Here is a 22,810-nt window from a genome sequence, read left to right as displayed (position 1 = left end):
GCCGGCCGTCACGCGGCCGAATCGGTGCGCGCACGCAACGCGATGCCGGCCCACACGCCGCTGTCCGCGAGTTCCGCGATCAGTTCGACGATCGTCTCGCGCACCGCGAGCGCGGCCGAGCTCACGGGCGACGTGTTCGACCAGCACAGGCTCGCCGGACGCCGGACCTCGGGATCGACCAGGCGGCGCATCTTCGGCCGGTTCGCCGCGTCGCGCAGCGCCAGCGCCGATGCGGGCAGGATCGTGCACGCGGCGCCCGATTGCGCGATCGACAGCAGCGTCGGCAGCGAATCGATGTCGGCGACGATGTTGAGCGGCACCTCCTCGCGCGCGAAGATCCGCTCGAGCAGCAGGCGCAGCCCGTTCGACACGCTCGGCGCGACGAGCGGCACGCCCGCGAGCGCAGCGAGTGCGCACGTGCGGGCGCGCGGCGCCACGGCGCCGCCCGGCTCGCCGAGCAGATACAGCGCCTCGTCGAGCACGGGCATCGCGGTGATGCCCGTCGTGTTCGATTCGCGAAACAGGATCGCCAGATCGAGCCGGCCGTTCGCGAGCAGTTCGTTGATGTAGCCGCTCATGCTTTCGAAGAGTTGCAGGCGAATGCCCGGATAGCGCACGCGCACCCGTTCGAACACCGGCATCGCGAGCACGGACGCCATCGTCGTCGGAAAGCCCACGGCGACGGTCCCCGATTCCGCGCCCGCGCCTTCGCGCACTTCCTGCCGCAATTGATCCATCTGCCGCAGCACGAGCCGCGCGTGACGATAGAGCGCCTGCCCCGCTGCCGTCGGCTTCACGCCCTGCGGGCTGCGCACGAGCAGCGCGACGCCGAGATCGTCCTCGAGCTTCGCGACCTGCTGGCTCAGCGAAGGCTGCGCGACGTACAGCTTCTCCGCCGCTTTGCCGAGGCTGCCGTACTCGACGATACTGACGAAATAACGAAGCTGACGGACGTCCATCGCGCTGCCTGTCGGTCGAAAAGGCATAGGATACGCCTATGTCCGGCACATTCAATTGGTATTTCCCGTGCGCCGCCGGTTCCCCTAAAGTCGTCTCCATTCCAAGCCAATCCGCCCGGCCCGCCGGGCGACGGAGACGGCCATGCGCGCCACCCCAGCCGAGCGCCGCGACGACGCGGTCCAGATCGTCACCGACCTCGTTTCCCCCGCTCCCGCCGCCGCGCTCGCCGCCACGCTCGATCGCGACGCGCATCCGCGCGCCGGCGACCCGCTGCCGCCGCTATGGCACTGGCTGTACTTCTGGACGGCCGCGCGGCAATCGTCGCTCGGCAGCGACGGCCATCCGCGCACGGGAGGCTTCCTGCCGGATCCAGGCTTGCCGCGCCGGATGGCGGCGGGCGGACGCGTGCGCTTTATCGCGCCGCTCGCGATCGGCTCGAGCGCAACGCGCACGTCGCGCGTCGCATCACTCGAGCGCAAGGCCGGCCGCAGCGGCCGGCTCGCGTTCGTCACGGTCGAGCACCGGATCGAGTCGAGCGGCGCGCTTGCGATTCACGAGGAGCAGGACATCGTCTATCGCGAACCCGCCGAGCCGGGCGCACCGTCGCCGCCGCGTCAGGCCGCGCCCGACGGCGCGCACTGGCAACGCGAGATCGCGCCCGCCGAAACGCTTCTCTTCCGCTATTCGGCGCTGACCTTCAACGGCCACCGCATCCACTACGACCGCGCATACGCGCAGCACGCGGAAGGCTATCCGGACCTCGTCGTTCACGGCCCGCTGATCGCGACGCTGCTGCTCGATCTCGTGTCGCGATCGATGCCGGATGCGGTCGTCACGGACTACGCGTACAAGGCCGTGCGCCCCGCCTTCGTCGGCCGCGCGCTCACGCTGTGCGGCCGGCTTGTGCCCGACGGCCGGTCGGCCGAGCTGTGGGCGAAGGATCACGAAGGATCGCTGACGATGTCCGCGCGCGCGTCCCTCGTGCGATAACGCATTTCGAAGATCGAACGAACCACTCATGAACCCATCCATCGATCCCCATCAGGACATCCGCGAAGCGGTCCGCGATCTTTGCAGCCAGTTTTCCGCCGACTATTTCCGCAAGATCGACGAGGAACGCGGCTATCCGGAAGCGTTCGTCGACGCGCTGACGAAAGCCGGCTGGCTCGCCGCATTGATTCCGCACGAATACGGCGGCTCGGGCCTCGGCCTCACCGAAGCGTCGATCATCATGGAGGAGATCAACCGTGCAGGCGGCAATTCGGGTGCGTGTCACGGCCAGATGTACAACATGGGCACGCTGCTGCGCCACGGCTCGGACGAGCAGAAAGCGCGCTACCTGCCGCGCATCGCGTCCGGCGCGCTGCGCCTGCAGTCGATGGGCGTCACCGAGCCGACGGCGGGCACCGACACGACGAAGATCAAGACGACGGCCGTGCGGCGCGGCGACCGCTATGTCGTGAACGGCCAGAAGGTCTGGATCTCGCGCGTTCAGCACTCCGATCTGATGATTCTGCTCGCGCGCACGACACCGCTGTCGGACGTGACGAAGAAGAGCGAAGGCATGTCGATCTTCCTCGTCGATCTGCACGACGCGATCGGCCACGGGATGACGGTGCGCCCGATTCCGAACATGGTGAACCACGAAACGAACGAGCTGTTCTTCGACAATCTCGAGATCCCCGCCGAGAATCTGATCGGCGAAGAAGGCCAGGGTTTCAAGTACATCCTCGACGGGCTGAACGCCGAGCGCGCGCTGATCGCCGCCGAGTGCATCGGTGACGGCTACTGGTTCATCGACAAGGTGTCGCGGTACGTGCAGGAGCGCGCCGTGTTCGGCCGCCCGATCGGCCAGAACCAGGGCGTGCAGTTCCCGATCGCACGCGCGTACGTGAACGTCGAGGCAGCGAGCCTGATGCGCTACCGGGCGTGCGCGCTCTTCGATGCGCAAGAGCCGTGCGGCGCGCAGGCGAACATGGCGAAGCTGCTCGCCGCGGACGCGTCGTGGGAAGCGGCGAACGCGTGCCTGCAATTTCACGGCGGCTTCGGCTTCGCGTGCGAATACGACGTCGAGCGCAAGTTCCGCGAGACGCGCCTGTACCAGGTCGCGCCGATCTCGACGAACCTGATCCTGTCGTACGTGGCCGAGCACATCCTCGGCCTGCCGCGCTCGTTCTGACGAAGGACCGCCATGCGCCCGCTCACCGGCATCACTGTCGTCGCGTTCGAGCACGCGATCGCCGCGCCTTTCTGCACGCGCCAGCTCGCCGATCTCGGCGCGCGCGTGATCAAGATCGAGCGCCCTGGCGTGGGCGATTTCGCGCGGCAGTACGACGAACGCGTCTGCGGCCTCGCGTCGCATTTCGTGTGGGCGAACCGCTCGAAGGAAAGCATGACGCTCGACGTCAAGCGGCCGGAGGCGGTCGGCATCGTCCACGGCTTGCTCGCGAGCGCGGACGTGCTCGTGCAGAACCTCGCGCCGGGCGCGATGCAGCGACTGGGCTTTGGCTACGACGCGCTGCGCGAACGCTATCCCGCGCTGATCGTTTGCGACATCTCCGGATACGGACTCGACGGCCCGTATCGCGACAAGAAGGCATACGACCTCTTGATCCAGAGCGAATCGGGCTTCCTGAGCATCACCGGCTCGGACGACGCGCCCGCGAAAGCCGGCTGCTCGATCGCGGACATCGCGGCCGGCATGTATGCGTACTCGAACATCCTCGCCGCGCTGTTCGAGCGTGAACGCACGGGACGCGGACGACACATCGATCTGTCGATGCTCGAGAGCATGATCGAATGGATGGGCTATCCGCTCTACTACGCGATCGACGGCCAGACGCCGCCGCCGCGCACCGGCGCGTCGCACGCGACGATCTATCCGTACGGCCCGTTTCCGGCGGGCGACGGCAAGACCGTGATGCTCGGCCTGCAGAACGAACGCGAGTGGCAGCGCTTTTGCGACACCGTCGTGCGGCTGCCCGAGCTCGCCGCCGACGATCGCTTCCGCACGAACAGCCTGCGCTCGAGCCATCGCGATGCGCTCGCGCACATCATCCGCACTGCGTTTTCGACGCTGAGCGCCGACGAAGTGATCGCGCGCCTCGACGAAGCCGGCATCGCGAATGCGCGGCTCAACGACATGCATCACGTGTGGCAACACGGCCAGTTGAAGGCCCGGCATCGCTGGACGCACGTCGATACGCCGGCGGGCCCCGTGCCCGCGCTCTACCCGCCCGGCGTCGCCGCGCGGGACGAACCCGCGATGGCGCCCGTGCCGGTGCTCGGCCAGCACACGGACGCGATCCTGCGCGAGCTCGGCTACGACGATGGCCGCATCGCACGCTTGCGCGACGAAGGCGCCGTCTAGCGGCGCGAGACATGACCGGACCTTCCCCTCGAAGCAAGGCCGGCACGCATCGTTCATATCAGGAGACACGCATGACCCCGATCGTCAACGCGGCCGGTCGACTTGACCGCCTGCCCGTTTCACGTTTCCACTGGAAGATCCTCGGACTCATTGCGGCCGGCGCGTTCCTCGATGCATTCGACCTCTATCTCGCGAACGGCGCCGTCGCCGCGATGGTGAAGACGGGCTTCGCCGATCTGCGCAGCGGCGCGACGTTCGTGTCGGCGACCTTCGTCGGCATGATGATCGGCGCGGCGCTCGCGGGCTACGTCGGCGACAGGCTCGGCCGCCGCTATTCGTATCAGCTCAATCTCGCGGTGTTCGGACTCGCGTCGCTCGCCGCGTGCTTCGCGCCCGACATCCGCTGGCTGATCGGCCTGCGTTTCGCGATGGGGCTCGGGCTCGGCGCCGAGCTCGTCGTCGCGGCCGGCACGCTCGCGGAATTCGTGCCGCCCGCGACGCGCGGCAAATGGGTGTCGCTGCTCGCGATCATCATCAACAGCGGCCTGTTCTTCGCGCTCGCCGTCGGCTACTGGGTCATTCCGAATCTCGGCTGGCGATACATGTTCGCGATCGCGGGGCTCGGCGCGCTCGTCGTCTGGTTTCTGCGGCACCGGATGCCCGAATCGCCGCGCTGGCTCGAATCCGTCGGGCGGCTCGACGAAGCGGAAAAGACGCTGCGCGACATCGAGCGCGAAGTCGCCGCGCAAGCAGGCGAGCTGCCGCCCGTTGCGCGCGTCGTCGATCTGAACGTCGGCTCGGCGCCGCTCGGCGCGCTCTTCAAGGCCGGCATGCGCGGCCGCACGATCGTCGCCGCGATGACCGCGATCGCCGTCAACATCGGCCTGTACGGGTTCATCGCGTGGCTGCCGACGTTCTTCGTGTCGGAGGGGCTGTCGGTCGTGAAATCGCTCGGCTTCGTGCTGCTGATGTCGATCGGCTCGCCCGTCGGCGGCGCGTGCGGCTATCTGATCGCCGACAGGATCGGCCGCGCGAAGGGCATCGCATACGCGGCCGTCGTCAGCATCGTGCTCGGCTGGATCTATGTTTCGCTGCGCGACGCCGCGGCGATCATCGTCGTCGGCTTCTGCCTCGTGACGAGCATCTACACGATCACGACACTCGGTCTGTTCGGCTTCATTCCCGAGCTGTTTCCGACCGAAGTGCGGCTGCGCGGCACGGGCTTCGCCGGCATGACGGGACGCGCGGCGTCGATCGCGACGCCGTATCTCGCGCTCGCGCTCTATCGGCATGTCGGCGTGGGCGGCGTGATCGCGATGGTCAGCGCGGTCTTCGCCGCGCTGTGCATCGGCATCGGGATACTGCGAATCGAGACGAGCCGGCATGCGCTCGAGGACATCTCGCCGACGGCCGGGGACGGCGATCGGGATGCCGTGCGAACGGCCGCGCCTTGACGCGCGGCGCGGTCGTGAGCGCAAGACACGTGGCGGCATTTCATGTGCGCGGCAGCTTGTCGGGCATCTGCGCGCCGAAGCTGTCCGCGCCGGCAAGGCGCACGGACGATACCCCGGCGCAAGCGATTCGTTTTCTCGACGCGATGATCGTCGTCAGGCCAACGCGATGACGCGGGCGACGATATTCTCTGGCATCGCCTTCGTTGATCTGTCGTGTTCGCGTCGATTATCGGCGTGTTCGAATCTTGCGGGAACGCGAACGACACCCGCCCCGAACCGCGCGATGGTTGTGTTCGTTGCGCCGCATCCGCGCAGCGTGCCCGCCGTCACGCCTGCGCCCCGCCGCGGCGGCGCGCGGCCTGCGCGAGCAGCCGCTGCGCACGCAGCACGACCGGGCGATCGACCATCTTCCCGTCGACCGCGATCGCCCCCGCTTCGGCACGCGACGCCGCGTCGACGACGCGCGCCGCCCAATCGAGTTCGCGCTCGCTTGGACCGTAGCACGCATGCACGATTCCGACCTGCGCCGGATGAATGCAAAGCTTCGCGCCGAAGCCGTGCCGCTTGCCGTTCAGCGCATCGGCCGTCAACCGATCGGCGTCGTGAACATCGGGCGTCACGCCGTCGACGGGCGCATCGAGCCCGGCAACGCGCGAAACGAGCGCCAGTTGCGCGCGATGCGGATTCAGCGGATCGCGATCGTCGTCCATCCCCATTTCGGCGATGAAATCGAGCGTGCCGAACATCAACCGCTGCACGCACGGCGCTTTCGCGATATCCAGCGCCGCCCACATGCCGCGCGCAGTCTCGACGAGCGGATAGACCGGCAGTTCGCGCCGCGCGTGCGCGACCACGGCCGCGACATCGTCCGGGCCTTCGGCTTTGGGGATCACGATGCCCGCGACGCCGTCGAGCGCGGCGAGCTTCGCATCGCGCTCGAACCACGGTGTATCGCGGCCGTTGATCCGCATGAGCACCGGCCGGCTGCGGGACACCCATGCGGCGACGGTTTCGCGCGCGGCGTCCTTCGCCGCCGGCTCGACCGCGTCCTCGAGATCGACGATCACCGCGTCGGCGCCGCTCGACAGCGCGCGCTCGAACCGCTCGGGCCGGCTGCCCGGAACGAACAGATAGGACTGCGGGGAAATCGCGGTGTCGATCGGCATGTGGGTCTCCTGCTTCGGGTGTCGACAATATCGGCGAGGTCCGGCCGGCTCATGCAATGAGTCAGCCGAGTTCGTTCAGGAGTTCCGGCGCGAGCGTGAACCGATCGCCGACAAGACCGGAATCGGCCACGCCGAGGATCGGCGCGTCCGGATTCTTTTGATCGCGACAATCGCCTTCGAGTTCTTCATCCCCGTCAGATGCTGGATCGCGAGCGCCGTGCGAAGCGTTTCCCGAGCCTGCACGACGCCCATCGACACCGCGATCATCTCAGTCGCCGCGCCCGCTTCCTGCGGGCGCACCGCTTCTTCAACGGTGACTTCATCGGAACGCGCGTCGCACAATCACGTCGCTCATTACACGCGGATACGGCGCGCACGGCAACTATCGATTGACTCTGCCTGTCATAGCCCACGCCTATCGCCTCACGGCATGCGCCGGACGCGCAAGAATTCAGCCCGCGGCCGGAAGACCGGCTCGATGCGACGCGCTCAATGGATGGCGGGTCTGCGAGACGTCCGCGCTCGCTCGTCCAAAACACCGAGGCTCATCGGCTCACGACAATGCGATTCGCGTCAACCGACGAAACCCGTCACGAGCAACAGATTCGTTCCGCCGATCAGGACGAAGAGCGTCCATGCGATGATTTTCGCGCCGCGCCCGATCGCGTAATCGCGCATGACCGATCGGTCGCCGGCCGAACGGATCAGCGGCCACATCGCGAACGGCAATTGCAGGCTCAACAGCACCTGGCTCCAGACGAGCAACTGCCCGACTGCGCCGTCGCCGAGCCACAACACGCCGACGAGCGCGGGCACGAGCGCGAGCCCGCGCGTGATCAGCCGACGCTGATAACACGGGATCTTCATGTGCAGGAAGCCGTCCATGATGACCTGGCCGGCGATCGTGCCCGTCAGCGTCGAGCTCTGGCCCGACGCGAGCAGCGCGATGCCGAACAGCCACGCGGCCGCGCCGCCGACGACCGGCGTGATCAGCGTGTAGGCCTGCTCGATGTCGACGACGCCCGTCCGGCCGGTCGCATGGAATGCCGCGCCGGCGAGCACGAGGATCGCCGCGTTGACGAGCATCGCAACGACGAGCGAGATCCACGTGTCGATGCGAACCATCGCGAGCGTTTCCTCGATTGCGTCTTTCGTGCCGCCGACGACGCGCCGCGTCTGCACGACCGACGAGTGCAGATACAGGTTGTGCGGCATGATGGTCGCGCCGACGATGCCGAGCGCGAGCACGATCGCATCCTTGCGATCGTGACCCGGCACGCCGGGCGCGAGGCCATGCAGCACGGCCCGCCAATCGGGCGGCGCCATCGCGACCTGCGCGACGAAGCAGAACACGATCGTGCCGATCAGCCCGAGCACGATCGCCTCGACCTGCCGGAATCCCTTGCCTTGCAGGCCGAGGACGATCATCGTGTCGAGCGCTGTGAAAACGATGCCCCACGCGAGCGGCACGCCGAGCAGCAGCTTGAACGCGAGCGCGCAGCCGAGCACCTCGGCGATGTCGCACGCGATGATCGACACTTCGGCCGTGATCCACTGAACGACCCGGCCGAATGGCCCGTAGCGCTCGTAGCTCGCCTGCGCGAGATCGCGGCCGGCGGCGAGCCCGAGCCGCGCGGCGAGCATCTGCAGGAAGATCGCCGCGAGGCTCGAGAACGCGACGACCCACAGCAGCGCGTAGCCGAACTGCGAGCCGGCCTGAATGTCGGTCGCCCAGTTGCCGGGGTCCATGTAACCGATCGCGACGAGCAGGCCCGGGCCGGCGAAGCGGCGCAGTCTGGTGAAACGGGAGACGTTGGCGTCGATCGTGATGCTGCCTTTGACTTCTGCCGGGCAAAACGGCGCTGTGGGGACGGTGGGAAGCGGCATGGGAGATGCTTGGGGGCCTGTGTGCGTGGCGGTCATTTTACGCATTCACGGCAGCGGCGCTTCCGGGCCGTTTGAGGCGCGGCGAACGGGGTTGGCTTCGGTGTTGCGCGAGTGGAATTCGAAGCTAGTCGTTTACCGGCTGGCGCAAATGCCCGTTGAACGCGCGCGCTCGAATGAGTTCATGCACGGTGCGGCGTCCGCAAGGCTTGGCCTGCTTGCTCATTTCGTCCATCTGCGTGTAAAACTCGGCCAACTTCTTCAGTTTCTCGGATGCCTCTTGGAACCGGGTCGTGCCCGGTCGTTGGGATTGGGTCCCGGTTTTGACCCGATCCCACTGCGCGAATGGAGGACGAATCGATGCTCGACCAGCTCGGCCTGATTCCGCTCGGCGAAGCGGGGACGCGCGGGCTGCTCTACGCGTGGCTGATGGTCGCGATTCCGATCGGCATCGCGGTGGTCGTTCACCTGCTGATCGCGCCGTCGCCGCGCACGCTCGCGTGCAAGCGGCTCGCCGCGCGGCAGTTATCGGCCGCGGCCGCGGATCGCGCCGCGCTCGACGCCGCGCTGCGCGAAGGCAATCACCCGATCGATACGTGGCTCAAGCGGCCGAAGCCCGAAGGCTCGTCGTCGCGCGCCGATTGCGGGGCGCTCGCGCAGGCCGCCGCGTCGAGCACCGCGATACTCGTCGCCGTCGATCTCGCGACTCGCGAGCCCGATGCGCGGCTGCCCGAATCGTACGTTGCACTCATCGACAAGCCCATCATCACGATGCGCTCGCATTTCTGTCGCAACGCGTCGAGCGCCTGGTCGATGCTTTCCACCCAGTCTATCGCCGACGTGCGGTCCATCGCTTCCGGGCTGATTCCGTGCCCCGCGAGCCGCGGGCCGAGCACCGTGTAGCCGACGCGGCGATGAAGCTGCTCGCCGACGTACCGGACGCTCTGCGTCGAGCCGGTATAGCCGTGGGAAATCAGGATGCCGGTGGCGTTGCCGTCGAACAGGAACGGCTCGGCGCCCTCGAGGACGGGAGAGGAATCCATGAGTATTCTCGTGCGGGTGAAGTGGCTCGGATCGAATTTCGGGGATCCGCTTCGATGGGGCTTTGGCGGGATACGTTCGCATTCGAACACGAATATTCGATATGATATTAATTTTTGTTCGCTCGTTTCGTTTTCGAATCTATCGTAAACCCTCAGCCCTTACTGTCGGACTCTCGTCGCGTGCGATCCGAATCAAGCGCCCCGCGCCCTCTTCGCCCGCCGCGGCCAATCCGTAACGCACGATCCATTCGGACGCGCACTTCCAGGCATCCGAAACGAAAAGCGCCACATGGTCGCCCCACAGCGTTTCATTCATCGCCATTTTCACGAGATCAATTCATTTGACAACCTCTAGAACCAATCGAATTCCAAAAGATTCGATTGAATTGAATGATTGGCGAATTCATTTCTAAAAATGAACTCGGCGGCGAATCTATCCGGTGGCCAAGGAGATCGGCGAAGAACGGAGCGACAGACGGCTCCGGTAGAGCGCGCCCTAACATCGGGCCTCTCGTGCGCGGCAAAAGGCCGGCGAAAATATTGATGCAGTCCGATGCGTCGACATCCGTCACGCATTTTCCGATCGGGGCCGCCGCGCATCCGGCTCAATGGCGTCAAACGCGCCAGGACTTTTTAATAGGTCTCTAAGGTAAACCTTAAATTGACCGACACCGCGCGACATGCTGTATTTCTCAACGCGCAATTGCCCTCATCGACAAAAATCGAAACGCGGCGGATGAACGACGCCGCCGCATAAAAAGGCAGGACTGGGAAGCAAAACGGCCGTGGGTATCGACAACATTCCCCATTCAAGGAGAGCCAGCATGACCAGGAACGCAAGACGCACATGGCAACGAATCACCGCTCTGATCGCACTATGCGCGGCCGCGCTCTCGGCTCATCCCGCGCGCGCCGACGTTACCGCGGGACCGGGCGCATGGAGCAGCCAGCAAACGTGGGGCGCGGATACGGTCAATGGCGGCAATCTGACCGGCTACTTCTATTGGCCCGCGACCCAGCCGACGACGCCCAACGGTGAGCGCGCGCTCGTGCTCGTTCTGCACGGTTGCCTACAGAGCGCATCGGGCGACGTCATCGACAATTCGCAAGGCGCGGGCTTCAACTGGAAAAGCATCGCCGATCGATACGGCGCGATCATCCTGGCGCCCAACGCAACCGGAAACGTCTACAGCAACCATTGCTGGGACTATGCGAACACGTCGCCGAATCGCACGAACGGCCACGTCGGCGTACTGCTCGATCTCGTCAGCCGCTTCGTCGGCGACGCGCAATATGCGATCGATCCAAACCAGGTGTACGTGGCGGGCCTGTCTTCCGGCGGCGGCATGACGATGGTGCTCGGCTGCATCGCGCCGGACGTCTTCGCCGGCATCGGCATCAACGCCGGGCCGCCGCCCGGCACGACCACGCTGCAAATCGGCTACGTTCCGGCCGGCTACACGGCGCAAACGGCGGCCAATCAGTGCAAGGCGTGGGCAGGCTCGAACGCGGGCAAGTTCTCCACCCAGATCGCAGGCGCCGTATGGGGCACGTCGGATTACACCGTGGCCCAGGCGTATGGCCCGCTCGACACCGCCGCCTTCCGGCTCGTCTACGGCGGCGCGTTTACGCAGGGGTCCAAAGTATCCATTTCCGGCGGAGGCACGAACACGCCCTACACGGACAGCAACGGCAAAGTGCGCACGCACGAGATCGTGGTCTCCGGCATGGCCCACGCGTGGCCCGCCGGCGCGGGCGGCGACAACACCAATTACGTGGACGCGACGCACATCAACTATCCGGCCTTCGTGATGGACTACTGGGTCAGATACAACCTGCGCGCGAGCACCGGGTCGACGCAGCCCGGCACGCCGCCGGCGGGGCTGACCGTCACGGGCGCGACGCAGACGAGCGTGTCGCTGTCCTGGAACCCGGTCGCCAACGCGAGCAGCTACAACGTCTATCGCAACGGCAACAAGGTGGGCTCGTCGACGTCGACGGCCTACACCGATTCCGGCCTGATCGCCAGCACGACCTACTCCTATACGGTCACCGAGGTCGATCCGAGCGCGGGCGAGAGCGCGCAATCGTCCCCGGTGTCGGCGACGACGCAATCGAGCTTCGCCTGCACCGAGACGACGGCCACGAATTATGCGCACGTGCAGGCCGGCCGCGCGTACGATTCGTTTGGCATCGCCTATGCGGCCGGATCGAACCAGAACATGGGGCTCGACAACGTGTTTTATACGAATACGCTGGCGGAGACGAAGGCCGGCTATTACATCATCGGAGATTGTCCGTGAGTCTGGCGTTCATGCGAGCTCGGCACGCATTGCCCCTACGGGCCACGCCCTCAGCACCAATGCGTGCCGGCACGAGAAACCCGCCACGGCCGGCTTTAGTCCAGTCCACCGCCGCCCGGCTTCAACGGTGGCGGCGTCTTCCGGAATCCCCGGTCACCGGACATGCTCGCTCCGTCGTCCCGTTCGCGTTGAGTGGCATCAGTGTCGAGACTTGATGCATGTTCCTGCTTGCCGGTCCGACGCACCACCGCTGCCGCATCAAACAATCGCTCTGCAGCGATCCGAGCTGAGCGTGCGCTCGGCGCCAACTCGGTATCGAATGTCCGGCCCAGTGAACCGGCGGATTTCGTCGCCGCGTCGAAATGATGTCCGACCTCGTCAACCGGAAAATGGCCTAGCCGATCGCCGATACCAGCGAGTTGATTGCGCAATGAATCGAACATGTTCGGTACGGTCGGCAGCTCGACCATCGCATGATGGGTGTCGATATTGACCGGTGTGGCGTGCGGAAAAAAGTCGAGCGCGATGTAGCGCTTTTCGGTCAACTGATTTCCGACACGCAACTGACCGCGCAGCCCCTGCCTGACCAGGTCGCGCAGCAGGCCCCTGCCGGCTGCGTTATCGCCGTTACCCAACGCACGCCTGTAGCCTTGGCCGAGTCGTGCCGGATATATGTTCGTCGTGACGACTGTCTCCGAGCGCTGACGAGCGATATCGAAAGCAACCGCAATCCCCGTGATCTCGCCAATTTCGACACCGTGGAAGTCGACTGGAGCGCCCACGAACAATCCTCGAGATGACGCTGCGAACCGCATTAGAACAGATGCGGCAGGTCCGTCACCCGCTCGGCGGAGCGCGTCGGCTCGGCTGGCAAACAAAGTGAACGGCTCGCCATCCGACACGCGACGGCCGCCCTCATCCGATGAGTCCGGGTTATCGAATCCGATCCCGCCCGACCAAAGCGCCTGCAGCGACGACACGTCCAGCTTGAAGCCTTCGGAACCGAGCCGTGCATCAATGCCGCTCGCATGCCACCAACGTGTGTTCGCCGTGACGTAGCGGTCGAACGGCTCGGCAATCCAAGCGCTGATGTCGACACCGCCACCCTGCGCGGGCAGTGACGTGGCGAGCACGCTCCCAGCTCGCATCTGCTTGAAATAAACAGGCGACCCAACCCTCAACGAGCCCATTGACGCGGCATGAAGAGCGAATCGCGTACCGTTGGAGTCATGCAGTGCTGGAGGTGGAGCCTCGCGTCCGTCGAAGTCGCGACATTGCCGGGGCGCGCTCCCTATGTCGACTCCAATGTACGGACCCGAGAATGCCGTATCGAGACGAGATACGCCCGTCAGGTCGACGCTCGGGCGAACGATCCAGAACCTCGCGTCACACGCGGTAAAGCGAGTTGCGTTGCCGTCGAGACGGAGCACGGCAAGCACCCTCGTCCGGTCCGCGGATATGTTCAGCGCGGTCAGTCGGCCAATTTCGACGCCGCGGTAGCGCACAATTGTCTTGCCCGGCTCGAAACCTTCCGCATTGACGAAGCGGACCGTGACCGCAGCCTCCGACTGGGGCCACATTTCGGTCAGCAGGACGACGAGCAGCGCTGCGAGCGGAACACAACACGCAACCAGAAGCCAGCGCGCGCCCACCGCTATAGCGTCCCGGTGACGACGTTGCGTACGCTCTTGGCAATCCGACGAACACGAATCAGGTACGGCCTCAGACACCGCAGGATGCCATTCGTCATGCTGCCCCGCTGGCGATGCGTGGCCCCACAACCGCTCGTTGCAAGGCGGCAACGACGTTGTCGTCGCGGTTCTGAATGAGCTGTTTCCATCGCTCGCACGCCGCTGTCGAAGCGCCGCGCGCGATCATCGGGACAGGTCCTGGATGTCCGCCGGAAAGCCCAACACCAGCGTCAGATAAAAGAGCGCGGCAAACACGCCAGCCATCGTGCCGAATATGTCCCGCGCAATCGCACCGCGCATCAGATGAGCAGGAATCCCGATGATCAGATAGGCCGCCAGGAACACGATTGAAACCATGAGCGGAGGTGGCGTGACAAGAACGAGATGGGCGATTGCGCGCATGTTCATACTCCACATCAGTAGTGGTCGGCTCAGCGAGGCGCGTGAGCGCCGGCTCGTCGCCTCGTGGCGTGCGGCGCATCCCTATTGCAATTGACTGACGAGCGCGTCCGCGCCCTTGTCGATTCCGGTCCGGGCCGCGCTGAGCGAGCCGAATGCAGCGGGCAGATTCATCGCGTTTGGATATTGCTTCGTCACATAGGCGATCAGCAGCCGACCGCTCGTGCTGTCGTAGACCTCGACCGCATAGGAGACCGAGCCGCTGAACGCCCCCTTGCCACCCCGGATTGCCTGCACGCCGTTATAAAGGTTGCCGGCGATGTCGAAATGCATGGCTTGCCCGACCACCGCCGTCGTCTTTTCTGCACCCGTGAGCGTGAGCCGGACGCGCAGCGCCGCAGGCGACGGCTGTGGTGCAATCTGGAAGCGTTTCGCGAGTTTTTCGGTGAACGTCTTGCCCATGTAGTCCGCGAGCGTCGCCCTGTCCTGGGCATTCAAGTCGCCGAACTGATTGTCCTGGCCAGCGTAGATAACGACCGGGTCGACAATGACCTGCCGATATTTCGACCAGTCCACCTGTGCTGCGTACCGATACGGCACCTTTGCGGCGTCGCCGGTCCGGTTCTGCGTCAGTTGCGACGAGGATGACAGACCGGAATACGCAACGGGCTGCACACCGGCGCACGCCGTCAGCGTGAGCGCCGCGGCGCTCGAGACGAGAAAAGAAATGAATCGGGTCCTGTTCATATCGGATTCCTTGAGAAGGCGCTTGGCGCCGCCAGCGATGAAATGTCGAAAGGCTTGACGTGGCCGAAGCGTAACATCGCCTCGCTCAGATGTAAACCGTCTACCCGGTTTGTTTTTAACGAATGATCGACAAGGTACAATAAGTTGTTTGCGGTCCGGGGCGTTGCCTGCGGGCTCGCTCCGCCCTACTGCCCCGTCACCGCGCGCGAGCGCGCGACGCCATCACGCCCCGTAAATGGACAACCAGACCCGCTCGGAAATTTCCCGCAAGAAGGCCATCGACGCCGCACTCAGCATCCTGACGCGCGACGGCGTTGGTGGATTGACGTTTGACTCGCTGTCGCGCGAAAGCGGCATCAGTAAGGGCGGCTTGCTGCATCAGTTTCGTAGCAAGCAAGGCGTGCTCAAAGCGTTGCTGGAATTCCAGCAGCAGCAATTCGAACAGTTTGCACACGATTACCTCGTGAACGAGGGGGTGTCGAAGGCTGAACCGAACCTTTCTGCGCAGATTGCCATCTTCCGTGAGGCCATCAATCAACCGAACTCGGTCGCGCGTGCAGTGCTGGCGGCGATCATTGAAAGTCCGGAACTGCTGGAAGACCGAAAGGGAACCGATGCCGCCAGGCTGAAGGCACTGGATAAAGAATCCACCGATTTCGAACTCACGCTGCTGCGTTACTTCGCGGCGAGCGGCATTGCGTTCAGCGTATTGCTCGGCTTGACGCCGCTGACGGGCGCCATGCGGAATCGGCTGTTCACTCGCCTGCTCGATGACGAGAGCTGGAAAACGCTGACGGTCAAACGAAAGTCGCGGTGATGCGACGATGCCTGGCTGCCCGCATACTTCGATCGATCAGGCGGCCGGCGCATCGTACGTGTAACGACTTGCATTCGAAAACGACCGTGCTTGAAATCAGCGGCGTTTTCTGCTCGAAATAGCTGCAACTGACGGAACTCAGATCGGCAACCCGGCCGCCTGATCGACCGTAGCCGCGGTGACCCCGTTCGGCCCGATCTGTGCCGGCAAGCTCCAAAAGGGTGACAAGGAAGACCAGTATGTCGATGAGGCAGAGGCGCGTCGACGTGGCTGGGGCTCGGTGTACCGCTCGAGCTATCAACCGGTGCTGGCATGGCTGGAGAAGCAGTTGAACGAAGCGATGCACCTGAACGAGATGCAGGGGCAATGGATCGACACCGGCCCCGACGGCAAGAAGTGTACGCTCAAGCCCCTGCTGGATACCGAACCGGCCGACTATGGGGCGACCGATGCCGGAGCGCAAGGCCGGGGGCAGAAGATCACGAAAGATTCAGAGGCTTTCAAACACTTCCTGAAATACCGATACCGGGTGTATGCGATCGGTTACAACTGGCTGCAATCGAATGAGAAGTCGGCTCAGGACGTGATCGAGGGCATGGATTTCAAGGACAAGAAGTCCGGCAAGTCGATGCGGCTAATGGGGTCAAGGAGATCATCGCGGAGAACGACAGCGGCAAGGCGATCATCCTCGCAATGGCGAACAAGCTACGTCGCACAAACCCACACTGGATGCGGCATACGCACGCCGCGCACGCGCTCGCGCGCGGGGCTGAGCTGATCATGGTGCGCGACAACCTGCGGCACGCGTCGATCTCGACGACATCGACGTATCTGCATGGTGACGAGGTCAAACGGGCCCGCCAGTTTGACCTGGCATTCGAGGGGATATCCAAGTAGTCAGTGCCGTCTCCTCGACAAGCATCAGTGGCAGATAATGTGAGCAGGCGGAAATGGAATGCAAGCACAGTTGCAGTTAATCCAAGCACGCGTGATTCGTCAGTTGCAGCTATTTCGAGCAGAAAACGCCGCTGATTTCAAGCATGGTCGTTTTCAAATGCAAGTCGTTACAGCTAGCCATCCGGATGAATCCGGTCGGAACCTTTGCGAGCACCCGGTTATCTCGTGCCGCTTTCACGCTGTCCGATGATCAGAAACGAATCTCGATTCCTGCCCGCGATCCACTGAGGCGGCCTCCCTCGACCGCTCCACGTCGCGCCCGTTTCCGGGTCGCGGTATTTTGGGGCGATCGGACCACGAAGGAGTTTCCCGCGTCCTCGATTCGGCTTTGCTCGACCGAAGATGTCCTCTGCGGAAATTCCATACTGAAGGATGGTTTGTCGTATCGCCTTGATCGCGTCCGCTGCTTCCCTTTTTCGCGCAATCTCGGCCTCCTCCGCAATCGATTTCAATCTGGCCCGGAGCTCTTGAAAGGATTCAGAATTCAGTTCGCTCATTTTTATACCATCTATATATATTTACACCTCAAATCATCAGATTCAAACAAGACACCATGTCCCCGAACACAATCGACCTTCACATTTACTTACGCAGAATAAAAAGGCTGGGCACCGCATTTAGCTTAACAAGGCAGCACACAGCAAAGCCATCTGCACCGAGGGCCAACTCAACTTTTCGCAGATGGAAAACAAGGAAAAATGTGAGCTCCCTAAAAATGGAGCTCACATCAGCTTTCAATTAATTGCAATCAAATCGATTCGTCAAGACAATAACTACACCGGCACGACTGACGTTTTTTGCGGAGACCAACAGGCCGCCGCGATAAAGCTGAGGGCCGCAGTTCCCATCACGTAAAATGCAGGAGCAAGGTTGTTCTGTGCCGCCGCAATTGCCCAGGTAAGAATCGCCGCCGAAAATCCACCAAACGTAATGACAGCGAGATTGTACGAAATTGAAATTCCCGTGGAAACAATTTGACGTGGAAACGTATCGCTCAATGCCGCCAGGATTGGCCCTTCATAGCTCGCAATGACGAGCCCGAAGATGATCTGGAACAGCAGCAGCGAATGCAAACCGGGATTCACATTCAGGAGTCTGAACATGGGGTACGCAGCCACGACGGCAATGACGAGCGCCCCCATGAGAAATCGGCGCCGCCCGTATCGATCAGACAGATGACCAAAAATGGGCGTTACAAAGAGAACAATCGACGCCCCGACGAGAACGGCGATAAACCCTGTCGATGCCGGCAAATGCAAAACCTTTGTCGCATACGTGGGGATATAGAAGAGCAGTACATATGAGCAAACGGTCCAAAATATCACAAGACCAAATCCTATCAAGGTTTCACTCTTCCACCGACGCACGATCTCGAACACCGGCGTGCGCTCTCGGATACGAGAAGCCTCCTCCGTAGATTCATGCACCTGGTTGCGAATATAGATCCCGAGCGGACCAAGACACAAGCCAATCAAGAATGGTATGCGCCACCCCCATGACTCGACTTGCTCAGCGCTCAGATACTTGACAAGCACAACCGCAAGAACCGATGCAAGGATAATCGCAAATCCGATGCTCGCCTGAATCCAACTGGTGTAATAGCCCAGCCGTTCGACGGGCACATGATCTCTTAGAAATCCGGTAGCACCGCCCATTTCCCCTCCAGCGGAAAACCCTTGCAATAGGCGTGCGCATACGATCATCAATGGCGCCAAAATACCGGCATCCTTGTAAGTTGGCGCAAAAGCAATCAAGGCCGTACCGATGGTCATCAACGTTATCGTCATAACCAGGGTTGCGCGGCGCCCGATTTTATCCGCCATCCCCCCCAAGACAATACCGCCCACCGGCCGCATAAAAAATCCGACGCCAATCGTGGAAACAGACAGCAACAGGGACAGATTGTCGTCCGATGTCGGAAAGAATATTTTTGCAATGATGACAGAAAAGAAACCATAGGAAATAAAATCGAACCACTCGAACCCATTTCCTATGATCACGGCGACGACTGCCTTGGTCCTCTCCTGTACGGCGATGTCTCGCTTTCCCCCGCGCAAGCCAACAACGGTTTCCATATTCTTGTGCCCTCGGATTTTGATGTTCTGGCGCCTTTGGCAACGATCAACGGCGCAGCCAATGGTACGAGTTTTTCTCGCCTCCTTACTCTGAATTTTTTTCTGGCGAGGCTGAGTTTCTGGAATGCCCGGTCATCTCTTCAATGGCACCCGCTTCAGCAACCACTCCCGGAAATGCGCCACGGCCGCCGTATCGCGGCGGTCGTCGGGCCAAACCAACTGGTACGCTCCGCCGAAGCTCGCGCTTGCGTCCGATGCAAGCACCAAATCGGAGCTTTCAACCAAGGGCGTGATCATTTGGTTCCATCCGAGGAGGACACCATGACCTCGCAGCGCAAGCTGTAGCAATACGGGATAGCTATTGGCCGTTATTGTGCGCGATGGCTTGTACGCGATCTCGCTATCGCATAGATGGAACCAGTCGCGCCAGCTCATCCATTGACGCTGCTGCTCCTCTGCGACGAGCAACGTCGCACTCGTCAATTCTTGCGGCGATACGCGCCGGCGCCCCAGGTAGCCGGGCGCACAATAAGCGTGTACCTCTTCTTCGATAATACGGACCCCGCTCATGCCGGGAGGCGGGACATCGCGAATGTAATAAACGCCGATGTCGAATTCCGCGGTGTTCAGATTGAAAACACCCTCTCGAACCAAGATTCGAATTGCCACATTGGGATACTCTCGGCTGAAATCGGCGATGATGGGTGTCAAAAACATGCCGGCCGTGCCAGACGCACACGCGATCGTAATGCTATGTGGCGAGGGCTCCTTCATGACAAACGCAGTGGCTTCCGCGCAGCTTGTGAGCATGTCGTGAATCCGGTCGGCATAGGCCTGTCCGGCGCGCGTCAAATGAAGTGCTTTTGCGTCTCGCACAAACAACTGCATGCCAAGAAAACTCTCCAACTTTACAACCTGCTTGCTGACCGCACCTTGCGTAACGTTCAGTTCCTCGGCTGCACGCGTGAAGTTGCCATGCCGAGCAGCAGCATCAAAGAAAACAAGGCATTGCAGGGGCGGAATCGGGTGAATTTTCATGCTCGCTCCATATGGCTCTGACCCACCGGCACGGGATCACGAACGCATACAAACACTTGATGACACATCTTTCGGTGATCGAAGAGATGATCCAAACGAAGCTTCCCTTGAAAGAGCTTCCTGCCACCGTCAACGGATGACATGCCATCCTTCGAACTTGGTATGTCGCGGCGAACGAAACAGCCGAACTATGCGTTCCCGGACGATGCACGGCACGCTATCGACACAGGCCCGAAAAATCAAGAGCCATTCGTGCATCCCGGTGCGAATCTTCCGAAGGAGCACTCTACGCCGGGATCTCAAAGTACTGACGCAGTGCATTGACGACCGCAGTCAATGGGCTAGAGATACGGAAGAACGCCAAGAAGCCTGAATATTTATCGCCATAGTTCCATAATGTTGAATTATCGTGATGCCATAAAGAATGGTGCTGTGGCGCCATTTCCCACACTGGAAAGTTCTTCGAATGCATCCTGAAAACTGCTCTCTAGAAAATCCAGGCTCTGCTTCGCGGAATGAACACCGGACTTACCGAGAAACCAAGAAACATGCAGATGCATCGCGATCAGGAAAAAATGGACTTCAGCCGACCGGGACAGCCGACAAACACTTGCCACATTGAGATCGTTTAACGAATCATTCCGCAACGAGCGCTTGAACCTATATTGCCTATATTGGTTCGAAACGTTGGGTGACGCGAAAATGTTCGGCAAGGTGCGGCGTAGCGGATACGCTTTCGGAGAAAGAACTGATTGCTCTGGCTACTACGCTCGACAAGTCCAGATTGCGCCGTGCTCGATCACAACTAGCGACACCGGGAAGATGACAGCACGTTGACCGATTTGGTTACATCTTGGCTAACATGAGCCAACGAGGAGAGAATCGGAGCGCGAGGAGCGTTCTCGCAAATGCCTGATTTGACTGGCCCGCCCTACACGATTCGAACGTGTGACCTACGGCTTAGAAGAACGGCAGTTTGAAAATAGAAGGGAACGAAAGCGCAGTCAAATCAACGACTTAAAGCGATAGCCACCCCATAGCCGGCTACGCTTTCGCGACCATTTTAGTCAATTCTCAGGTATTCGGGGCACACCTTGGGCACACCCAGGCACCCTACTTCGCCGCCGTCAGCGCGTCGTAGTCGCGCTCGCACTGCTGGCCGGCGATGCGGGCACGGTCAGCGTACTCTGCCAGTTCGCCCGCGCGCTGGTCAGCGCGGCCGAGCACGTCGGCAAGCAGATCGAGGGCGTCGCCGGCTGCCGGGCTTCCGGCGGTAGCGGCAGGATGGCGGGCGGCTGCGACGAGCTGATCGACGCGCTGCTGCAGGCTGCCAGCGGCAGCGCGAGCAGCAAAAGCATCCGCGAGCGCGGCAGTGCGTTGTTGGTTCGCATCGTTTGCAATCTCCTGTTGAGCCGCGGTGCGGCGTTGTTCCTCGGCGCGCGCCGCCGCGACGGCGTCGAGCTGCGCCTTCTGCGCGGCGGCCGCCGTCATGCGCACACCGTCGGCGTGCCCCTTGAAGTACCCGCCGGCGAGGCCGACGAAAGCCGCCACGACGACGGCAAGCCAGACACGGGGATCGAACCAAGTCATTTCCGCTCCTTCGCATGCAACTGCTTCAGCTCGTCCGGCGAGTAGACGAAGCCCGGCAGCAGGAACGCCTGCACGCTCCATACCGGGTCGCTTTCCTCGTGCCGGCCGTGGTCCTTGCCCCGGTGATGGAGCGCGCACAGCAGCAGTTGGTTGTAGGTCGAGTCGACGAATGTCTCGGGCCGCGCCGGGTCGAACGCCTCCCAGTCGAATCCCTGCGTCAGACGAATCACGTCCCAGACCGGGTGCTGGCGCGGGATCGGGACGATGCACTGCAGCTTGTGGCTGAACATCGTGTCGACCTTGTTCAGAGCGACGCCGCGGATCCACTTCCAGTCGATCGCATGCGAGAACGCCCACTCGAAGAACCGGTGATGTGACTCGACCGCCTGGTCGTCGCCGCAGACCGCGCAGATGTAGCCGCCGGCCGCCTTCATCGCGCGCTTACTTGCGCGGAACGTCGCCGACTCGGTGCGCGGCTCGTGATCGGGATAGAACACGTCCTCGGCGAGCGTGCGCCGCGTTTCATGGGTATTCGTGGTCGTCATAGGCCGCGCTCGCACAATGCGCGCTCTTCCGCGCGGCGTTTCACCAGACCGGGCAGCACGCGGCCACCAGCGGTCACCCATTGCGGCCGCCCGTTGTCCGCCTCGTTCAGCGCGCGGCACGCGCCCTTCCAGTCACCGGAGTTGAATCGCTTCGCCGTCGTGCTACCGCAGTACGCGCCGCCGCCGACGTTGTAGGCGAAGCTCACGGCGGCGGCGAGCTGGTACGTGTGCCCCTTCAGCACCGGCGTGCACTTCAGCACCGGCTCGGCATGCTCGATGAGGCGCTGCTCGAGGCGCGCGCGGCACTCGTCGGGCGTGAAGCGCTGGCCGGCGTGCACGTCCTTCGTGTCGCCGTTGCAGGCCGTGATGATCCCGATCGGGTCCGGCCGCGCAACGAGCTCGAGCCCCTCGAACTTCGGGACTATGGAAAAAAGAAGGGCTGCCGCAGCAGCCCCCACAACACCAGCGAGTGTCTTCTTCGGTACGTTAGCCATCGAGCAGTGCCCTCTTCCCCTTGTTTTTGATCAGGTAGTACGCCTGCAGCCCGATGTACGCGATCGTCGCGACGGCTACCCACCAGTTGATGTCGTGGCCGGTCAGCCACAACCAGAAATTGCTTCCCACCGCCGGCGCTGCCTTGGCTGCGCTCACCGCGAGATCGTTCTTCATCGAGTCCCCGAAATGAAAAAGCCGCGCGGAGGCGGCAGTAAGTATTCTTGACATATAGGCCCATTGGGCCTAGATTAACGACTAGAGGAAGCGCTACCGCGC

General features: G+C 62.7%; 20 protein-coding genes and 4 pseudogenes. 10 read left to right on the top strand and 14 right to left on the bottom strand.

The window, feature by feature from the left end; all coding sequences use genetic code 11:
* Positions 1-8 precede the first annotated feature (8 nt).
* Positions 9-959, bottom strand: coding sequence for a LysR substrate-binding domain-containing protein (locus WS92_RS18000; RefSeq protein ID WP_006026423.1), 951 nt, complete (start codon positions 957-959; stop codon positions 9-11).
* 142 nt (positions 960-1,101) lie between these two features.
* Here WS92_RS18000 and WS92_RS17995 point away from each other — a divergent pair, with 142 nt between their 5' ends.
* From WS92_RS17995 to WS92_RS17980, 4 genes are all read left to right on the top strand, one after another.
* A complete protein-coding gene (locus tag WS92_RS17995) occupies positions 1,102-1,950 on the top strand; it encodes an HTD2 family dehydratase (RefSeq protein ID WP_059929381.1) in 849 nt (282 codons plus the stop codon).
* 28 nt (positions 1,951-1,978) lie between these two features.
* A complete protein-coding gene (locus WS92_RS17990) occupies positions 1,979-3,139 on the top strand; it encodes an acyl-CoA dehydrogenase family protein (RefSeq protein WP_059929383.1) in 1,161 nt (386 codons plus the stop codon).
* A gap of 12 nt (positions 3,140-3,151) precedes the next feature.
* Positions 3,152-4,330 carry a CaiB/BaiF CoA transferase family protein gene (locus tag WS92_RS17985; protein ID WP_059929385.1) on the top strand — a complete coding sequence of 393 codons (1,179 nt, stop codon included), beginning with the start codon at positions 3,152-3,154 and terminating at the stop codon, positions 4,328-4,330.
* A 71-nt stretch (positions 4,331-4,401) separates the two neighbouring features.
* Positions 4,402-5,784 (top strand): MFS transporter, encoded by a 1,383-nt coding sequence (locus WS92_RS17980; protein WP_059929387.1) that lies wholly within the window; start codon positions 4,402-4,404, stop codon positions 5,782-5,784.
* Positions 5,785-6,110: 326 nt separating this feature from the next.
* Here the strand turns inward: WS92_RS17980 and WS92_RS17975 are convergent, their stop codons facing one another.
* The 3 genes and pseudogenes from WS92_RS17975 to WS92_RS17965 all read right to left on the bottom strand — a co-directional run bounded on the left by WS92_RS17975 (position 6,111) and on the right by WS92_RS17965 (position 8,837).
* A complete protein-coding gene (locus WS92_RS17975) occupies positions 6,111-6,950 on the bottom strand; it encodes an HpcH/HpaI aldolase/citrate lyase family protein (RefSeq protein ID WP_059929389.1) in 840 nt (279 codons plus the stop codon).
* A 130-nt stretch (positions 6,951-7,080) separates the two neighbouring features.
* Positions 7,081-7,274: pseudogene (locus WS92_RS36675) on the bottom strand (electron transfer flavoprotein subunit beta/FixA family protein); the annotation flags it as partial.
* Positions 7,275-7,523: 249 nt separating this feature from the next.
* The gene (locus tag WS92_RS17965) at positions 7,524-8,837 is read right to left on the bottom strand and encodes an Nramp family divalent metal transporter (RefSeq protein WP_015600234.1); all 1,314 of its coding nucleotides are present in this window, start codon (positions 8,835-8,837) and stop codon (positions 7,524-7,526) included.
* Between the two features lie 360 nt (positions 8,838-9,197).
* Between WS92_RS17965 and WS92_RS34925 the strand changes: the two are divergent.
* The 3 genes and pseudogenes from WS92_RS34925 to WS92_RS17945 all read left to right on the top strand — a co-directional run.
* A pseudogene (locus tag WS92_RS34925) lies at positions 9,198-9,575 on the top strand (FUSC family protein); the annotation flags it as partial.
* A gap of 173 nt (positions 9,576-9,748) precedes the next feature.
* The gene (locus WS92_RS34920; protein WP_141668056.1) at positions 9,749-9,982 is read left to right on the top strand and encodes a hypothetical protein; all 234 of its coding nucleotides are present in this window, start codon (positions 9,749-9,751) and stop codon (positions 9,980-9,982) included.
* A gap of 719 nt (positions 9,983-10,701) precedes the next feature.
* Positions 10,702-12,180: an extracellular catalytic domain type 1 short-chain-length polyhydroxyalkanoate depolymerase gene (locus WS92_RS17945; RefSeq protein ID WP_059929400.1), complete on the top strand. Its 1,479-nt coding sequence runs from the start codon at positions 10,702-10,704 to the stop codon at positions 12,178-12,180.
* A gap of 95 nt (positions 12,181-12,275) precedes the next feature.
* Here the strand turns inward: WS92_RS17945 and WS92_RS17940 are convergent, their stop codons facing one another.
* The 3 genes from WS92_RS17940 to WS92_RS17930 form a co-directional block, all read right to left on the bottom strand.
* Positions 12,276-13,832, bottom strand: coding sequence for a PqiB family protein (locus WS92_RS17940; RefSeq protein ID WP_231755875.1), 1,557 nt, complete (start codon positions 13,830-13,832; stop codon positions 12,276-12,278).
* A gap of 222 nt (positions 13,833-14,054) precedes the next feature.
* On the bottom strand, positions 14,055-14,273 hold the full coding sequence (locus tag WS92_RS17935; RefSeq protein WP_015600098.1) for a hypothetical protein: 219 nt from the start codon (positions 14,271-14,273) through the stop codon (positions 14,055-14,057).
* A gap of 81 nt (positions 14,274-14,354) precedes the next feature.
* Positions 14,355-15,017, bottom strand: coding sequence for a DUF3313 domain-containing protein (locus WS92_RS17930; protein WP_006026412.1), 663 nt, complete (start codon positions 15,015-15,017; stop codon positions 14,355-14,357).
* A 235-nt stretch (positions 15,018-15,252) separates the two neighbouring features.
* On the opposite strand from WS92_RS17930, the gene WS92_RS17925 reads away from it, so the two are divergent.
* From WS92_RS17925 to WS92_RS17915, 3 genes and pseudogenes are all read left to right on the top strand, one after another.
* Positions 15,253-15,834 carry a TetR/AcrR family transcriptional regulator gene (locus WS92_RS17925; protein WP_059929402.1) on the top strand — a complete coding sequence of 194 codons (582 nt, stop codon included), beginning with the start codon at positions 15,253-15,255 and terminating at the stop codon, positions 15,832-15,834.
* A 166-nt stretch (positions 15,835-16,000) separates the two neighbouring features.
* A pseudogene (locus tag WS92_RS35885) lies at positions 16,001-16,524 on the top strand (alpha/beta hydrolase); the annotation flags it as partial.
* 12 nt (positions 16,525-16,536) lie between these two features.
* A pseudogene (locus WS92_RS17915) lies at positions 16,537-16,731 on the top strand (tyrosine-type recombinase/integrase); the annotation flags it as partial.
* A 218-nt stretch (positions 16,732-16,949) separates the two neighbouring features.
* Here the strand turns inward: WS92_RS17915 and WS92_RS32570 are convergent.
* From WS92_RS32570 to WS92_RS17885, 7 genes are all read right to left on the bottom strand, one after another.
* Entirely contained in the window at positions 16,950-17,288 is a 339-nt protein-coding gene (locus WS92_RS32570; RefSeq protein ID WP_082743519.1) for an H-NS histone family protein, read from the bottom strand.
* A 276-nt stretch (positions 17,289-17,564) separates the two neighbouring features.
* Positions 17,565-18,866 (bottom strand): MFS transporter, encoded by a 1,302-nt coding sequence (locus WS92_RS17910; RefSeq protein WP_059929404.1) that lies wholly within the window; start codon positions 18,864-18,866, stop codon positions 17,565-17,567.
* A gap of 132 nt (positions 18,867-18,998) precedes the next feature.
* Entirely contained in the window at positions 18,999-19,904 is a 906-nt protein-coding gene (locus WS92_RS17905; protein ID WP_006026409.1) for a LysR substrate-binding domain-containing protein, read from the bottom strand.
* A 1,113-nt stretch (positions 19,905-21,017) separates the two neighbouring features.
* Entirely contained in the window at positions 21,018-21,494 is a 477-nt protein-coding gene (locus tag WS92_RS17900; RefSeq protein ID WP_059929406.1) for a DUF2514 family protein, read from the bottom strand.
* The gene (locus WS92_RS17895) at positions 21,491-22,039 is read right to left on the bottom strand and encodes a hypothetical protein (RefSeq protein ID WP_059929408.1); all 549 of its coding nucleotides are present in this window, start codon (positions 22,037-22,039) and stop codon (positions 21,491-21,493) included. Before WS92_RS17895 ends, WS92_RS17900 begins: the two co-directional genes overlap by 4 nt.
* Positions 22,036-22,533 (bottom strand): lysozyme, encoded by a 498-nt coding sequence (locus WS92_RS17890; protein ID WP_059929410.1) that lies wholly within the window; start codon positions 22,531-22,533, stop codon positions 22,036-22,038. The genes WS92_RS17895 and WS92_RS17890 overlap by 4 nt, the downstream gene beginning before the upstream one ends.
* On the bottom strand, positions 22,526-22,708 hold the full coding sequence (locus WS92_RS17885; protein WP_004532301.1) for a hypothetical protein: 183 nt from the start codon (positions 22,706-22,708) through the stop codon (positions 22,526-22,528). The genes WS92_RS17890 and WS92_RS17885 overlap by 8 nt, the downstream gene beginning before the upstream one ends.
* Positions 22,709-22,810: the final 102 nt, after the last annotated feature.

Source organism: Burkholderia sp. MSMB1588 (assembly GCF_001546925.1).
GTDB lineage: Bacteria > Pseudomonadota > Gammaproteobacteria > Burkholderiales > Burkholderiaceae > Burkholderia > Burkholderia humptydooensis.
Note: the sequence above shows the minus strand (reverse complement) of the source record. Positions and strands in the feature narration are given on the sequence as shown.

Coding starts and splice junctions, on each gene's coding strand:
- WS92_RS17925 (WP_059929402.1), top strand. CDS start 15,253: ATGGACAACCAGACCCGCTCGGAAATTTCCCGCAAGAAGGCCATCGAC.
- WS92_RS17980 (WP_059929387.1), top strand. CDS start 4,402: ATGACCCCGATCGTCAACGCGGCCGGTCGACTTGACCGCCTGCCCGTT.
- WS92_RS18000 (WP_006026423.1), bottom strand. CDS start 959: ATGGACGTCCGTCAGCTTCGTTATTTCGTCAGTATCGTCGAGTACGGC.
- WS92_RS17945 (WP_059929400.1), top strand. CDS start 10,702: ATGACCAGGAACGCAAGACGCACATGGCAACGAATCACCGCTCTGATC.
- WS92_RS32570 (WP_082743519.1), bottom strand. CDS start 17,288: ATGAGCGAACTGAATTCTGAATCCTTTCAAGAGCTCCGGGCCAGATTG.
- WS92_RS17900 (WP_059929406.1), bottom strand. CDS start 21,494: ATGACTTGGTTCGATCCCCGTGTCTGGCTTGCCGTCGTCGTGGCGGCT.
- WS92_RS17885 (WP_004532301.1), bottom strand. CDS start 22,708: ATGAAGAACGATCTCGCGGTGAGCGCAGCCAAGGCAGCGCCGGCGGTG.
- WS92_RS17895 (WP_059929408.1), bottom strand. CDS start 22,039: ATGACGACCACGAATACCCATGAAACGCGGCGCACGCTCGCCGAGGAC.
- WS92_RS17910 (WP_059929404.1), bottom strand. CDS start 18,866: ATGGAAACCGTTGTTGGCTTGCGCGGGGGAAAGCGAGACATCGCCGTA.
- WS92_RS17995 (WP_059929381.1), top strand. CDS start 1,102: ATGCGCGCCACCCCAGCCGAGCGCCGCGACGACGCGGTCCAGATCGTC.
- WS92_RS34920 (WP_141668056.1), top strand. CDS start 9,749: ATGAAGCTGCTCGCCGACGTACCGGACGCTCTGCGTCGAGCCGGTATA.
- WS92_RS17930 (WP_006026412.1), bottom strand. CDS start 15,017: ATGAACAGGACCCGATTCATTTCTTTTCTCGTCTCGAGCGCCGCGGCG.
- WS92_RS17935 (WP_015600098.1), bottom strand. CDS start 14,273: ATGCGCGCAATCGCCCATCTCGTTCTTGTCACGCCACCTCCGCTCATG.
- WS92_RS17890 (WP_059929410.1), bottom strand. CDS start 22,533: ATGGCTAACGTACCGAAGAAGACACTCGCTGGTGTTGTGGGGGCTGCT.
- WS92_RS17905 (WP_006026409.1), bottom strand. CDS start 19,904: ATGAAAATTCACCCGATTCCGCCCCTGCAATGCCTTGTTTTCTTTGAT.
- WS92_RS17965 (WP_015600234.1), bottom strand. CDS start 8,837: ATGCCGCTTCCCACCGTCCCCACAGCGCCGTTTTGCCCGGCAGAAGTC.
- WS92_RS17985 (WP_059929385.1), top strand. CDS start 3,152: ATGCGCCCGCTCACCGGCATCACTGTCGTCGCGTTCGAGCACGCGATC.
- WS92_RS17975 (WP_059929389.1), bottom strand. CDS start 6,950: ATGCCGATCGACACCGCGATTTCCCCGCAGTCCTATCTGTTCGTTCCG.
- WS92_RS17990 (WP_059929383.1), top strand. CDS start 1,979: ATGAACCCATCCATCGATCCCCATCAGGACATCCGCGAAGCGGTCCGC.